This window comes from Hymenobacter jeongseonensis (assembly GCF_015694725.1).
Classification (GTDB): Bacteria; Bacteroidota; Bacteroidia; order Cytophagales; family Hymenobacteraceae; genus Hymenobacter; species Hymenobacter jeongseonensis.
Window position 1 is genome coordinate 123,190 of sequence record NZ_JADQDQ010000009.1, and the last position, 12,946, is coordinate 136,135.

8 protein-coding genes are annotated in these 12,946 nt (G+C 60.0%); 4 read left to right on the forward strand and 4 right to left on the reverse strand.

The features are described 5' to 3' along the window. Positions 1–46 precede the first annotated feature (46 nt). Positions 47–2,164 (reverse strand): tetratricopeptide repeat-containing sensor histidine kinase, encoded by a 2,118-nt coding sequence (locus tag I2I05_RS16990; protein ID WP_196283454.1) that lies wholly within the window; start codon positions 2,162–2,164, stop codon positions 47–49. 111 nt (positions 2,165–2,275) lie between these two features. Further along, a complete protein-coding gene (locus I2I05_RS21960; protein WP_230688386.1) occupies positions 2,276–4,507 on the reverse strand; it encodes an ATP-binding protein in 2,232 nt (743 codons plus the stop codon). Positions 4,508–5,125: 618 nt separating this feature from the next. Here I2I05_RS21960 and I2I05_RS17000 point away from each other — a divergent pair. Then, complete coding sequence (locus tag I2I05_RS17000; protein WP_230688387.1) at positions 5,126–5,794, forward strand: HD domain-containing protein; 669 nt, start codon at positions 5,126–5,128, stop codon at positions 5,792–5,794. A 47-nt stretch (positions 5,795–5,841) separates the two neighbouring features. Here I2I05_RS17000 and moeB read toward each other — a convergent pair whose 3' ends face one another. After that, entirely contained in the window at positions 5,842–6,945 is a 1,104-nt protein-coding gene (moeB, locus tag I2I05_RS17005) for a molybdopterin-synthase adenylyltransferase MoeB (RefSeq protein WP_196283455.1), read from the reverse strand. Positions 6,946–7,359: 414 nt separating this feature from the next. Here moeB and I2I05_RS17010 point away from each other — a divergent pair, with 414 nt between their 5' ends. Together I2I05_RS17010 and I2I05_RS17015 are read left to right on the forward strand one after the other, a co-directional pair. Further along, a complete protein-coding gene (locus I2I05_RS17010) occupies positions 7,360–8,427 on the forward strand; it encodes a tetratricopeptide repeat protein (protein WP_196283456.1) in 1,068 nt (355 codons plus the stop codon). Positions 8,428–8,517: 90 nt separating this feature from the next. Beyond that, positions 8,518–10,578, forward strand: a complete 2,061-nt coding sequence (locus I2I05_RS17015) for an OmpA family protein (RefSeq protein ID WP_196283457.1) — start codon at positions 8,518–8,520, stop codon at positions 10,576–10,578. A 43-nt stretch (positions 10,579–10,621) separates the two neighbouring features. On the opposite strand, the gene I2I05_RS17020 is transcribed toward I2I05_RS17015, so the two are convergent. Next, entirely contained in the window at positions 10,622–12,148 is a 1,527-nt protein-coding gene (locus I2I05_RS17020; RefSeq protein ID WP_196283458.1) for a hypothetical protein, read from the reverse strand. Between the two features lie 370 nt (positions 12,149–12,518). Between I2I05_RS17020 and I2I05_RS17025 the strand changes: the two genes are divergently transcribed. Beyond that, a complete protein-coding gene (locus tag I2I05_RS17025) occupies positions 12,519–12,881 on the forward strand; it encodes a hypothetical protein (RefSeq protein WP_196283459.1) in 363 nt (120 codons plus the stop codon). Positions 12,882–12,946: the final 65 nt, after the last annotated feature.

The window sequence follows — 12,946 nt, forward strand, 5'->3', positions numbered from 1 at the left end:
ACCCGGTAGCGCCAACGCCGCCCGGTGCGTACACGCCCCAATGCCCTTAGCGGGGCAAGGTGATGAGAAACTCGGTGCCGTGGCCCTCGCGGCTCTCCACCGTGAGCGTGCCGCCGTGGCCCTTGGTCACGATGTCGTAGCTCAGCGACAAGCCCAGGCCCGTGCCTTCCCCCGCCGGCTTGGTGGTGAAAAAGGGCTCGAAGATTTTCGCCCGCACCGCGTCGCTCATCCCTGCCCCGTTGTCCCGTACCCGTATTTCAATGGCGTGGTCGGCAATTCGCCGGGTGCTGAGGGTGACGGTGGGCTCGTAGGCGCCAGGCTGGCCGGCCAGCGCCGCTTGCTGCTGGCGCACGGCATACAAGGCGTTGGCGCACAGATTGAGTAATACCCGGCTAAAATCCTGCGGCACTACATTAGCGGCGCCCAGTTCGGGGTCAAATTCCTTCACCAACAGCACGCGAAAGCCGCTGTCGGTGGCGCACAGGGCCTCGTAGGCCAGGGCAAGGGCTTCCCCGGCCAGGGCGTTGAGGTCGGTGGGCACGCGCTGGCCGGTACCGCTCCGGGCGTGGGCCAGCATGTCGTTGATGATAGAAGAAGCGCGCTGGCCGTGCTGGCTGATTTGCAGCAGGTTCTGCTTCAAACCGGCCATAATTTCTTTCTCCAGCTCGGCCGCGCCAGGGCGGCCGGGTGGGCGCCCTTTGTCTTCGGCGCTCAACATGGCCACGCTCACTTCGGCGAAGTTTTTCATGAAATTGAGCGGGTTTTGCAGCTCATGGGCAATGCCAGCCGAGAGTTCGCCCACAAAAGCCCACTTCTCGGCCTGTACCAGCTGGCCTTGGGCGGCATGCAACTCGTCCTGCTGCTGCTTGAGCAAGGCATAGGCGCGGCGCTTTTGGCCGTTGCTGCGCCAGAGTACCGCGCTCAGGGCAGCCACTGCGCCCAAGCTCAGCAAAGCCCCGAGCAGAAACCACTGCTGGGCGCGGTTTTGCTTCCTGATAAGTTGGTCGTTTTTGGTAAGCAAGCCAATTTGGGCTTGCTTTTTGGCGAGGTCGGCCCGGTACTCGAGCACGGCAGCCCGGCGCTGCAGGTCGCTGCTATTGAGGCTGTCTTTGTAGGAGCTAAACAGTTGCTCGTAGCGGTAGGCATCGGCGTAGCGACCAAGCCGGTAAGACGCCTGGGCAATGACTTCGCTGGCGTCGCGGCTGAACGTTTTGGTGCCGTTACGCTGCGAGCCCTGCAGGCTTTTTTTGGCGTAGACGAGGGCACTGTCGGGCTGGCCCGTATTCAGCAAGGCGCGGGCCAGCAGCAGTTGGGCGCGGGGCACTTCGGCCAATACGTGCAGGCGCCGGGCTTCGGCAAGGCCGTGCAGCCCGTGCGTAAACGCTTGGGCGTACTTTCCCTGGCGCTCCGCCATCTCGCCAATGTTGAGTTCTTCGAACAGCTGGCCCGCTTGGTTATTCGTTTGCTGCGCAATAATGGCCTCCTGCTCGTAGCTGCGCTGTGCCTGCGCCCACTGGCCCTGCATGCGGGCTAGGTCGCCCAAGCCCGCGTGCGCGTTGCCAATGCTTTGGGGGTCGCCCGATTCCTTGGCCCACTTCATGCCTTGGTTAAGGTAATCCAAAGCGTGCTCGTACTCACCCAAAAAAGTGCTGGTGACGCCGAGACGGGTGTTAAGAAAAGCCATCCATTTCCGGTCGTGCATGGCTTCGGCCAGCGCCAGCCCCCGCAAATTCGCTTCCAGCGACTTCACGTACCGGCCCTGTTCCGAATACCCCGCCGACAAATTATACAGGCTCCGGGTCTGGCCTTCGCGGTCACCAACGCGGGCAAAATCCTGGCGCGCCTGCTCGGAGTAGGTGTGGGACAGCCCGTACTCGCCGTGGTGGCGGTAGTAGAACCCCAGTCCCAAACGGGCCTCCGCGGCGCCGGCTGTGTACGCCAGCTGCTGCGCTAGCCGCAACGCCTGCCGAAACAAACCCGCCGACTCTTCGACTTCTGTATTGCGCAACGCCAACGCCAGCGCATTGAGGCGGTTTACCCGGGCGGTGTCGGCCCGCGGCTGGGCTTGCAAAGCGGTGCGCAGCTCCTCAGATGAAAGCTTTTGCGCCAGCAGTCCAAACGGAACCAGCAATGTCACCATTAAAAGAAGGTAGATTCTTCTCATGTAGCGCAAAGAAACCTCCAAATGGTCAGCCAGCTCTTAGTGTCGAGCTTATAATAACTGATTGCCAAACATATCTTGCCCCAGAATCAAGCTTTTTGGGTGTTCTACTTCCTACTGCGGCAGGGCGATGAGGAACTCGGTGCCGTGGCCCTCGCGGCTCTCTACCGTGAGCGTGCCGCCGTGGCCCTTGGTCACGATGTCGTAGCTCAGCGACAGGCCCAGGCCCGTGCCCTCCCCCGCCGGCTTGGTCGTGAAGAAGGGCTCGAAGATTTTCGCTCGCACCGCCTCGCTCATCCCCGCCCCGTTGTCCCGTACCCGGATTTCAACTTCTCGCCCAGGCAGCCGGCAGCACGTGCTCACCGCTACCGTGGGCTGGTAAGCAGCGCCGGCCGCGGCGGCTTGCTGTTGGCGTTCGCGCACGGCGTGCAGGGCATTGGTGCAGATGTTGAGCAACACCCGCCCTATGTCCTGCGTCACCACGGACACAAGGCCCAGCTTGGGGTCAAAATCCATCTCTAACTGCGCGCTGAACGACTTGTCGTGGGCACAAAAGCCTTGGTAAGCCAAGGTCAGCGACTCGCCGGCCAAGGCATTGAGGTCGGTTGGTACGCGCTGTCCCACGCCTGCCCGCGAGTGCTCCAGCATGCCCTTGATGATGGCCGAAGCGCGCTGGCCGTGCTGGCTAATCTGCTGCAGGTTTTGCTTGAGCCCGACCAAAATTTCGCCCTCCAGCCCGGAATTGGGGCGGCCATCGGCGCCTTCGCTGTTGATGTCGTCGACGAGGTCGGTGCTGACTTCGGCGAAGTTTTTCATGAAGTTGAGCGGGTTTTGCAGCTCGTGGGCAATGCCGGCGGTGAGCTCGCCTAGAAAGGCCATCTTTTCGGCCTGCACCAGCTGCGACTGCGTTTGGCGAAGCTGGGCCAGCACCCGCCGCTTGGTGCGCAATTGCTGGTAAATCAACGCTCCCAATCCCGAAACCAGCACCACTGCCAGCAGCGCCCCTAGCAGCAGCCAATTGCCCAGCCGCAGGCGCTCCGCTTGCACGGCCTGCGCTTGGTGGAGGTTGTTAATCTGCGTGTTTTGCGCTTGCTCCACCCGCTCGCTCTCGTACTGCGCCACATGAAAGGAATTTTGCGCCGCATTAAAGGCCGCAGTTAGGGCCATGTAAATGCGGGAATAGCGCTGCGCCTCCGTAGGCCGCCCCTGGGCGTCGTAGAAGGCGGCTAGCTGCTGCAAATACTTGGGGCGCAGGCGGTCGAGTTTGGCCGCCGTTGCTTTTTGGTAAGCCAAAAGCCAGTGGGTTTCGGCGCGGGCATCGTCCTGCCGGGCCGTGTAGTACCGGGCCCAGGCCGCGTCAATCTCCAGTTCGCCCGGCTTGTCCGACATCGGCAAGCGCAGCGAATCCTCCAGGTGCTGCGCGCGCTTCAGGAGGCGGCCGGCGGGCTCTACCTGCTTCATTTGCAGCAGCACCGCCGCTTTTTGCACAAGCGCATGCGCCCGAATCATGCTCTGTTCGCGCGGGTCGACCACGCGGGCGGCCAGGGCCGAATCGGACGCGCGCAGGGCGGCCTGGTGTTGCTGCTGCTGCAAGTAGAGCTTCGAGAGCGCCACGTAGGTAAACACCCGGTTCTGGCCCTGCACCTGCCGGAATTCGGGCTGGGCCAGGGCTTTGCTCAGGTACTGAACCGCCTTGTTGGCGTTGTCCCAATCAGCATAAATGGCGCCGGTTACCAGCAGCTCGTTGAGGTACAGGTTTCGGCTGAACTGCTGCGCCATATCGGCCGCGCGCAGGCTGCTGTTGATGGCGCGGTTGTAGTCGCCCATGCGCCGGTAGTAGGCACCTTGCGATAAGTAGCAGGCCGCCACGTTCTCATCGTCGCCGCGCAGCCGGTAGAAGGCCAATTTGCGGTCGTAGTACTGCTTGCGTTCGTCCAGCGCATTTAAGCGGTTGAAGAGCGTGACCAAGTCAATGAGCAGCCAGGGAATGGCGCGCCCGGCCCGGTCAAACTCGGTTACAGCTGCTTGCATGCTGTCCAGGGCCACCATCTCCACGGCGGGCTGGTGCCAGAGCGCGAGGCCCGCCCGCAGGCGGCGGTAAGGCTTTTCGTTCAGCGCATTGGCGCGCTGATTCAAGGCCAAAAGCTGGTCGAGCAACGGCAAGGCCTGGGTGTTGGATGGGCGCAGGTCGAGCAGGTGCACCAGCGTTCGGAGCCGGGCCGTATCTGTGCGTTGCTGGGGCAGGGTCCCCGCCAAGGAGTCATAATCCGCATCCCAGTAGCGATGCTGTGCCTGCAAGGGTGCACACATGCCCCAAACGACCAGGACTGTCAGTATCCATTTCATGGGCAAAGACAGGACTTTGATGCAGGCAAATGGGGCAGCGCATTGCTGGCCATACCCGCCAACAACCGGGGCCTGCTGCAGCCTGGCAAAAGGAGATTATCTTGACAACTCATGGCAGGCAAACGGTAGAAAAGCTGGGGTAAGGAGCATGCCATACTAAATGTTAGTACCAGAAAGAATAGCAGGCGGCACGTTCCATTTGGTAAAGATTGATGAATCGGTGCACCCGATTGCACAGAACGTTCAATTTACTATACCTAAATAGGCGCCTATAACACAACACTACTAACAGTGGTTGTTGAATTTCAAGCAAAAACCAAGTTTTTTAGTAAATATTGCTTCGTTATATATTATTTTCGTTATATATTATTTTCTGAACTAATCATTTTTCACATCCCCGTGCTTTGGCGTTTGCTCCCGGCTGGCATTGCCTAGCCCGAGCGGGGTTCCCAACTGCACTGCTTGGTGCGCGGGACCCGGCGCTTCACTAGCATTTTTTTCGTCAGAAGTTTATAAAATCCGCAATTGAATTGGAGGCCCCGGCAGCGCATTTGCCCTGGCCCCGCAGCCACTGCTCAGCACCAGCCATTGGATGTTTGTATTTTCATTTTTAAGTACTTGCTTTACGTTGGCGCGGGGCTGGATGCTCCGGTTTCCGCGCCCAGCCGCATGCACGCCCAAGCCGCCGAAGCATACATCGTACAGGAGCTACGCCGGGGCCTCTCCCCCACGCTCTACTACCACGGCCTGCACCACACCCTCGACGTGACGGCGGTGGCCATGGAGCTCGCCGCAGCCGAAGGCGTAACCGACGCGGAAGCACTGTGCCTACTGCGCACGGCGGCCCTGTACCACGACGCCGGCTTTTTGCGGACTTACCAAGGACACGAAGCCGAAGGTTGCGAGCTGGTCCGGGTCACGCTGCCGGACTTCGGCTACTCCCCAGACCAAATCGAACAGATTTGTGTCATGATAATGGCTACGCAGTACCCCCAGGAACCGCGCAGCCAGCTGGCCGAAATCCTGTGCGACGCCGACCTCGACTACCTGGGCCGGCCCGATTTTGAGCCAATTTCAACCAGCCTTTTCAAAGAATTGACCGCCCGCGAGCTAATCGCCGACGAATACGAGTGGTATCAGCTGCAAGCCAATTTCCTGACCCACCACCGCTACTGGACGCCCACCACTGTGGCCCGGCGGGCGGCGTCCAAGCAGGCGCGCCTCGACCGTATTCTCGCCCTGCTCGCGGCCTGGCCCAACCCGGACGGGAATTTCCAGAACGTCTAGCGTCTCGCTGGTTCGCGACAACGCGGGCGTGCCTGCACCGGCGGCCCTTAGTAATCGGCTAAGCCATTGCGGAGCGAATACACCGTGACGCAGCCGTGGGCCAGTAGCAGGGCGGCGGCTTGCTGGCTGCGCCGGCCGCTGGCGCAATGCACTACCACCGGAACATCGACGCGAATTTTAGCGAGATTATCTGGCAGTTCCCCCAAGGGAATCAGGCGGCCGCCGATGTGGTACTGGGCGTATTCGTGCGGCTCGCGCACATCCAGCAGCTGCAAGGGCCGGCCGCTGTGCTGCCAAGTCTTCAGTTCCTCGGCGCTGATTTCGGGGGCCTGCGCCGCGCCGTCGGCGCTTGGAGTTTCGCCGCAAAATGCCGCGTAGTCAGCGGCCAGGGCCGTGAATTGCTGGTTGGCGGTCACGGCCCGGAAGCGAATGGGCTGAAACCGCATTCCAAGCGCATCCACCAGCAGCAGGCGCCCGCTCAATACTTCCCCGATACCGAGAATGATTTTAAGCGCCTCGGTTGCCTGCAGCGTGCCCACCAAACCAGGTAGCACGCCCAACACCCCGATTTCGGCGCAGCTAGGAGCCTCACCCGGGGCTGGCGGCGTAGGGTGCAGGCAGCGGTAGGTAGGGCCATTCTGGTAGTTAAACACCGAAACCTGGCCTTCAAACTTGAAAATAGCGCCGAACACCAACGGCTTGCCCAGGATGACGCAGGCGTCGTTGACTAGATAACGGGTGGCGAAATTGTCGGAGCAGTCCACCACCAAATCGTAGTCGGCAAACAGTTCCAGCGCATTCGCCGCCGTGAGGTGCACTTGGTGGGTGCGCAGCTCGATAAACGGGTTTTGGGCGTGGAGTTTTTCGGCAGCCACCACGGCTTTGGGGCGGCCTACATCGGTGGTGGCGTACAGCACCTGGCGTTGCAGGTTGCTGTCGTCCACGGTGTCAAAATCCAGCAAGCCCAGCGTGCCCACGCCCGCGGCGGCGAGGTACTGCAGCACCGGGCAGCCCAGCCCGCCGCAGCCCACCACCAGCACGCGGGCGGCTTTCAGCTTTTGCTGGCCCACCAAGCCGATTTCGGGCAGAAGCAAGTGGCGGCTGTAGCGGTTGGTTTCGGCAGCGGAAAGGGTTTCTTCGGCAGGTTTCATCAACAGAGAAGACAAGGGAGCGGATACCAAACAACTCAGCAACGCTTCTGACTTAATTAAGGTCGCAATTTCAGCACGACTGCTCCCCGTTGGCTGGCCAAGGGATTTCCGCTCAGTTAGGGCACCGATTCGAAGAGCACCTGACTGTGGCAAACTACCTCTTTCATAGCTCTTGTGTGAGACGATGAATACGCTACATTTGCTGGATTCTGAAGCTATAAATACTAATAAGTTCCATAATATTTAAGCCCATTTCACTTAACATAATAATAAAACAGGCTAGTTAAAATAATTTACAGGCCCTGATACTGACCCGATTTTTATTTAAAATTCTACCCGTGCACAACGTGCTGAATAATAAAATCCAATATCTTCGCTTAGCACGAGCATTAAACTGATTTCTCTCTAGCTATTATGCCAAAGCCTCTACTATTATCCTTATTACTAGCACTTCCACTTGTAGGCTACGCCCAAGTCGACACCGTTCGGGCCAGCACGCTGCCCGGCCCCCAGCTGGCAGAGAAGGCGTACAACAGCGGCTTGGCCAGCTTCAATGCCCAAAGCTACTCGGCCGCCTTGCGCAGCTTCGACCAGGCCATTGCGGCCAAGGCTGATTTTGCGGCGGCTTATGCCAACCGCGCCGCTACTCGCTACGAACTCAAAGAATATTCGCAGGCGCTGGCCGACTACGACCAAGCCCTGAAGCTGGAACCGGGCAACTACGCGGGCTACTTTGGCCGGGCCCGGGTGCGCGAAGCCCAGAACCAGCCGGCCGAAGCTGACCAAGACTATTCCGAAGCCGTGAAAGCCAAGCCCGACTACGCCCCGGCGTGGTACAACCGCGGCGTGCTGCGCTTTGAAAAAGGCGATTACCAAGCGGCCCGCGATGACTTTGACGGCGCCATCAAGGCCGACCCCAAAATGGCCTACGCCTACCACGACCGCGGCAGCGCCAACCAGAAGCTGAGCAACTACGCCGCCGCTACCCAAGACTATTCCCAGGCCCTGACCCTGCAGCCCGACCTGCTGGCGGCCCTGCTCAACCGCGCTACCTCCGAGCGCCGCACGGGCCAGCTGCCCCAAGCCCTGCGCGACTACGACGCCTACATCGCAAAGAAAGCCGACAATGCACTGGCGTTCAGCAACCGGGGCAGTGCGCGCTTCGAAAACAAGGACTACGCCGGCGCCATTGCCGATTTCAGCCAAGCCATCAAGCTCGATGCGGCTTATGCCTATGCCTGGAACAACCGGGCCGCCGCCCAGCTCAAGCTGGAGAAATACGCGCCGGCTGCCGCCGACGCCAGCCAAGCCATTAAGCTGAAACCCGATTACGCCGAGGCCTACCTCAACCGCGGCCACGCCCGCGAAATGCTGCGCCAAGCCGACGAAGCCTGCCAAGACTGGCGCAAAGCCGCCGAACTGGGCATTGCGGCCGGCGATAATTACGCCGCGGCCGCCGGCTGCGCAGGTGAAGCCCAGTAAGAAGGCGCATTCGGCACCCAAACCGCACTTTGCTACCGGTGCACTGATTGAACGCGTCAAGGCACGTTCCTACCCCTTTTATTTATGTCAATGCCTATCCTCTTCCGCCTGTTTCTGCTACTGCTATTGGCTCCTACGTTCCAAGCGGCGGCCCAAAGCGTGGCCTTTAGCAAAGACCAGTTTTCTGAGAACAAGGAAGGCTTGCGCGAGGCAATGCGCGAGATGAAAGAAGGCGACACCGAATACAGCGCCGACCCGGCCCGCTACGCCCAGGCCCTGCCCCATTACCTGGCCGCTCAGGAGTTCAACCCCAACAACGCGGGCCTGAACGTGAAAATCGGCGACTGCTACCTGCATTCGACCACCAAAACGGCTGCCCTTCCCTATCTGCAAAAAGCCGCCAAGCTCGACGCCACCGCCGATGCACGCACGCACTTCCTGCTGGCCCGCGCCCTGCACCTGAGTGCCAAGTGGCGCGAAGCCATTGCCGAATACCAGTTGGCCCCGCCCGTGGGCGGCAATACGCGCAACGGCAGCGCCGACGCCCTGACGGCAAATGATTTGCAGCGCTACATTCAGCAGTGCCGCAACGGCCAATTGCTGATGGCTCGCCCCGTGCGCGTGTTCGTCGACAATGCCGGGCCGGAGCTGAACTCGGCCGATTCGGACTATGGGCCCGTGGTATCGGCCGACGAGTCGACTATTGTCATAACCTCCCGGCGGGCCGGCTCGATTGGTGGCAAAAAGGACCCCGAGGGCAACGGCTACTTCGAAGACATTTACCAAGCGACCTGGACGGGCAAAGCCTGGAGCCGCGCCGCCAACCTGGGCGCGCCCGTGAACACCGACGAACACAACGCCACTGTGGGCCTCGCGCCCGACGGCCAGCGCATGCTGGTATACTCCAATGCCAACGGCGGCGACATTCTCGAGGCCAACCTGGGCGGCAGCGCCTGGGGCAAGCCCAAGCAGCTGGGCTCGCGCATCAACACGCGCAGCCACGAAACGTCGGCCAGTTACTCGCCCGACGGTCGATACTTGTACTTCGTGAGCGACCGGGAAGAAGGCAGCCTGGGCCGCTCCGACATTTATAAGGTAGAGCTGGAAAGCCGGACGCCGCCCGTGAACCTGGGCTCTACAATTAATACGGCCTACGGCGAAGAAGGCGTGTTTATGCAACCCGATGGCAAAACCATGTTCTTCTCCTCGGAAGGCCACAACACGATGGGCGGCTACGACATCTTCAAGTCGGTGTTTGAAAACGGCAAGTGGAGCAAGCCCGAAAACCTGGGCTGGCCCATCAATACGCCCGACGACGACGTGTTTTTTGTTACCTCGGCGTCGGGGCGGCACGGCTACTACTCCAGCGACCGGCCCGGCGGGCTGGGCGCCAAGGACATCTACCGCATCACCTTTCTCGGCCCCGAAAAACAGCCCCTGCTGAGCGAAGAAGACCAGTTGCTGGCCTCGCGGCTCGCGCCCATGAAGCAAACCGTGCTGGCCCCGGCCGTGGAAGTAGCCACCGCCCAGGTCACCATTCTGAAAGGCACCGTGACCGATGACGCCACCAAGCAGCCCGTGGAAGCGGCCATTGACCTCATCGACAACACCAGCGGCCAGACCATTGCCACGTTCCGCAGCAACTCCACTTCGGGCCGGTACTTGGTGAGTTTGCCTTCGGGTACCAACTACGGCATTGTGGTGCGGCAGGAAGGCTACTTGTTTCACTCCGAAAACTTCGACCTGCCCGCTGGCGCCGCCTACGCCGAAGTAGTGAAAGACATTCCCCTCAAGCGGCTGGAAATGGGCGTCACCATTGTGTTGAAGAACATTTTCTTCGATACGGGCAAAGCGTCTTTACGCCCCGAAAGCACTGCCGAGTTGGAGCGCCTGCAAAAGCTCCTCACCGAAACCCCGGCCCTGAAGCTGGAGATGGCCGGCCACACCGACGATGTGGGCGAAGCCGCCAAAAACCAGGACCTCAGCCAGCGCCGCGCCCAAGCCGTGGTTGCTTACCTTACCCAGCACGGCATTGCGGCCGCCCGCCTCACCGCCGCGGGCTACGGCGAAACCCGTCCCGTAGCGCCCAATACCAACAAAGCCAACCGCCAGCTCAACCGCCGCACCGAGTTTAAAGTGACCGGCAAATAATCTTTGGGGCGCCGAAAACCGCCGGTACCGTTCATGTTCCCAGCTATCCAGTCACCAGGTCGTTTGGCACGGGCGGGCCTTCGCGTAGCAAGCCCAGGACCAGTTCCCACAGGTGCTCGTAGGGAATGATTTCGACTTCAGCAAACGCCTCGCCGGGCGGGGGGGTGTCGCGTAGCTGCTCCAGAAGGACCGCGCCCCTTTCGGCCGCCTGCGCCGCCTCGAAGTTCTTTTCCACAATCAGCTGCAAAAGGCGCAGAAACAGCCGGCTCCGCAAGGTGGTGGGCTCGTACAAATGCCGCTGCTGGTACTTGCGCAGCCGTTCCAGGCGCATCAGCACTTGCTCCAGGTTGCGTTCGCGCAGGAAGTGCAGCAGCTGGAGCACCAAAATGGCCACGTTGTGCCCGCGCTTATCGCGGCTGTACTCGGGCAGTTGCAACACCCATTGGGCCATTTGCCGCTGCCGGGCCGTGGTGAGGCGTTGCGGAGGCAGCACAAATTCGAGGTAGCTCTTATATAAATCCCAACGCTGCAACGCTGTTTCGAGCTGATTGGGGTAGCCCGGATTTTTGGCTATTATCGCCAGCAAATTCTGGGCCCGTTCGTATTGCTGCGCGTGCAGCGCCAGCAACATGTGGTGCTCTTGGAAGTAGAACCAGTTGTTGGACGAAGGGTGAAAATCGCGCGAATACTGCTCTGCTAGCCGCAAGCCCTGCACCGGCTGCCGGCTGCGCAAATAGGCGTAAATGCTCACGAAGTGATTGAAACGCAAGTCGAAGCGCCGTGCATTGAGCTTGCCTTCGCGCAGCCGCCGGGAAGCCGCTGCCGTCACCCGAATCATCTCAACGTAGTTTCCCTGCAGCTCTTCGTACGCCAGCCGCGCCCGGTAGGCGAGGTTATACGTTACGAAGCTGCGGGCGCGGCGGTGCAAGGCTTCCAGTTGCTCAATGCGGGTGGGCAGTAGCACCAGCACGGCGCGGCGCGCGGCCACCGTGCCGTTTAGGGCCAGCTGCGTATCGGCGTACAGCTGCTCGGCCTCGTCTTCCAGGGCCAGCACTTGCTGCGCCTTCAGCAGCACTTTCACCGTTTTCTTGTAGGGAATGGCCTGCCGCTGTTCCATATGCAGGTTGCGCAACATGCGGGCGCTTTGCACCACGTACTGCGTAAATTCTCCCGCCTCGGCCAGGCGCAGGCAGCGCTGCAGCAAGCGCTCCGACAGTTTGAAGTCCCGTTCGGCGTACAGAATGCTCACCTTATGCAGCTGGTCCAAGCACTCCAGTTCGTAGCGCCGCGATACCAAATGCCTTGGGTCCGAGTGGTCTAGGAAATAAAGCTGGTTCAGCAACTTACTTCGCACCCGGGACTGCAGCTTCTGCAGCGCCCGCACATTTGCCGGCGTTGCTTTTCCGTATAGCGCCTTCACTACTTGCAGCTGGGTAGCGTCGGGCGACTTGGTCAAAATGGTTACAAATTGATTTTCCTTGCTCGACTGCTTGCCCCGCAAGTCCAACACGGGCAAAGAAGCCAAGCTCCGGAATGTCACAATTCGCGCCAAATTCGCAATTTCATTCATGATAAAAGTCTTCTACAAGCCCCTGTTGAGCCTTTTTGCAATCAGACGGCTCTGCAAACCCATGTCGCATTTGCGCCGCTTATTTCCTTTTTTCATTGCTTTGCGCCCTACAATCTTTGTATCGTGATTATTCATCCCCATTTCAAGGGTTTGACGTCACAAATTGAGCCTTTTTTTTTAACGGTCAAACTAAATAACACCGTTAGGAAAACGGAATTGCTCTTCATTTTCTTTTAACATATTAAAATACCATAGTTTATTACCAAAGAACAAGTCTGTTTTAAGGCAACATTGTCCTTTTGTACGGTAGCAGGATGCGTCAACTTTGTGTCACTCAAACATCTGACACACCTCTTAATCGATAAACGCCGTGCTGAATCTCCTCGCCATCGCCCTGCTCCAATTCGCTAGCCTCTCGTCTGGTGTTGCTAAGGAAACTGCCACCGTTCAGGCTAACTCGGTCAGAGCGAGCACCAGCATCGCAGTAAGTGGTGAGGGCGGCACCGGCGGCTGGGTTGGCGACATCGCTGCAGTGGGCGGCACCGGTGGTTGGGTTGGCGATATTGCCGCGGTTGGTGGAACCGGCGGGTGGGTTGGTGATATTGCGGCCGTAGGCGGTACTGGCGGCTGGGTTGGCGATATCGCTGTAGCGGGTGGAACTGGTGGTTGGGTCGGCGATATCGCTTCAGTGGGCGGCACCGGCGGCTGGGTTGGCGACATCATCGCCGCCTAGGTCTTCCCGGCGCTCACGTTTCGTGTCTATCTTGCTTCGCTGCTGCATAAACGGCAGTTTAGACA

What these genes read in the sequence shown, in the direction of transcription:
- I2I05_RS21960 (WP_230688386.1), bottom strand. Translation starts at nt 4,507, where the DNA reads ATGAAATGGATACTGACAGTCCTGGTCGTTTGGGGCATGTGTGCACCC.
- moeB (WP_196283455.1), bottom strand. Translation starts at nt 6,945, where the DNA reads ATGAAACCTGCCGAAGAAACCCTTTCCGCTGCCGAAACCAACCGCTAC.
- I2I05_RS17020 (WP_196283458.1), bottom strand. Translation starts at nt 12,148, where the DNA reads ATGAATGAAATTGCGAATTTGGCGCGAATTGTGACATTCCGGAGCTTG.
- I2I05_RS17015 (WP_196283457.1), top strand. Translation starts at nt 8,518, where the DNA reads ATGCCTATCCTCTTCCGCCTGTTTCTGCTACTGCTATTGGCTCCTACG.
- I2I05_RS17010 (WP_196283456.1), top strand. Translation starts at nt 7,360, where the DNA reads ATGCCAAAGCCTCTACTATTATCCTTATTACTAGCACTTCCACTTGTA.
- I2I05_RS16990 (WP_196283454.1), bottom strand. Translation starts at nt 2,164, where the DNA reads ATGAGAAGAATCTACCTTCTTTTAATGGTGACATTGCTGGTTCCGTTT.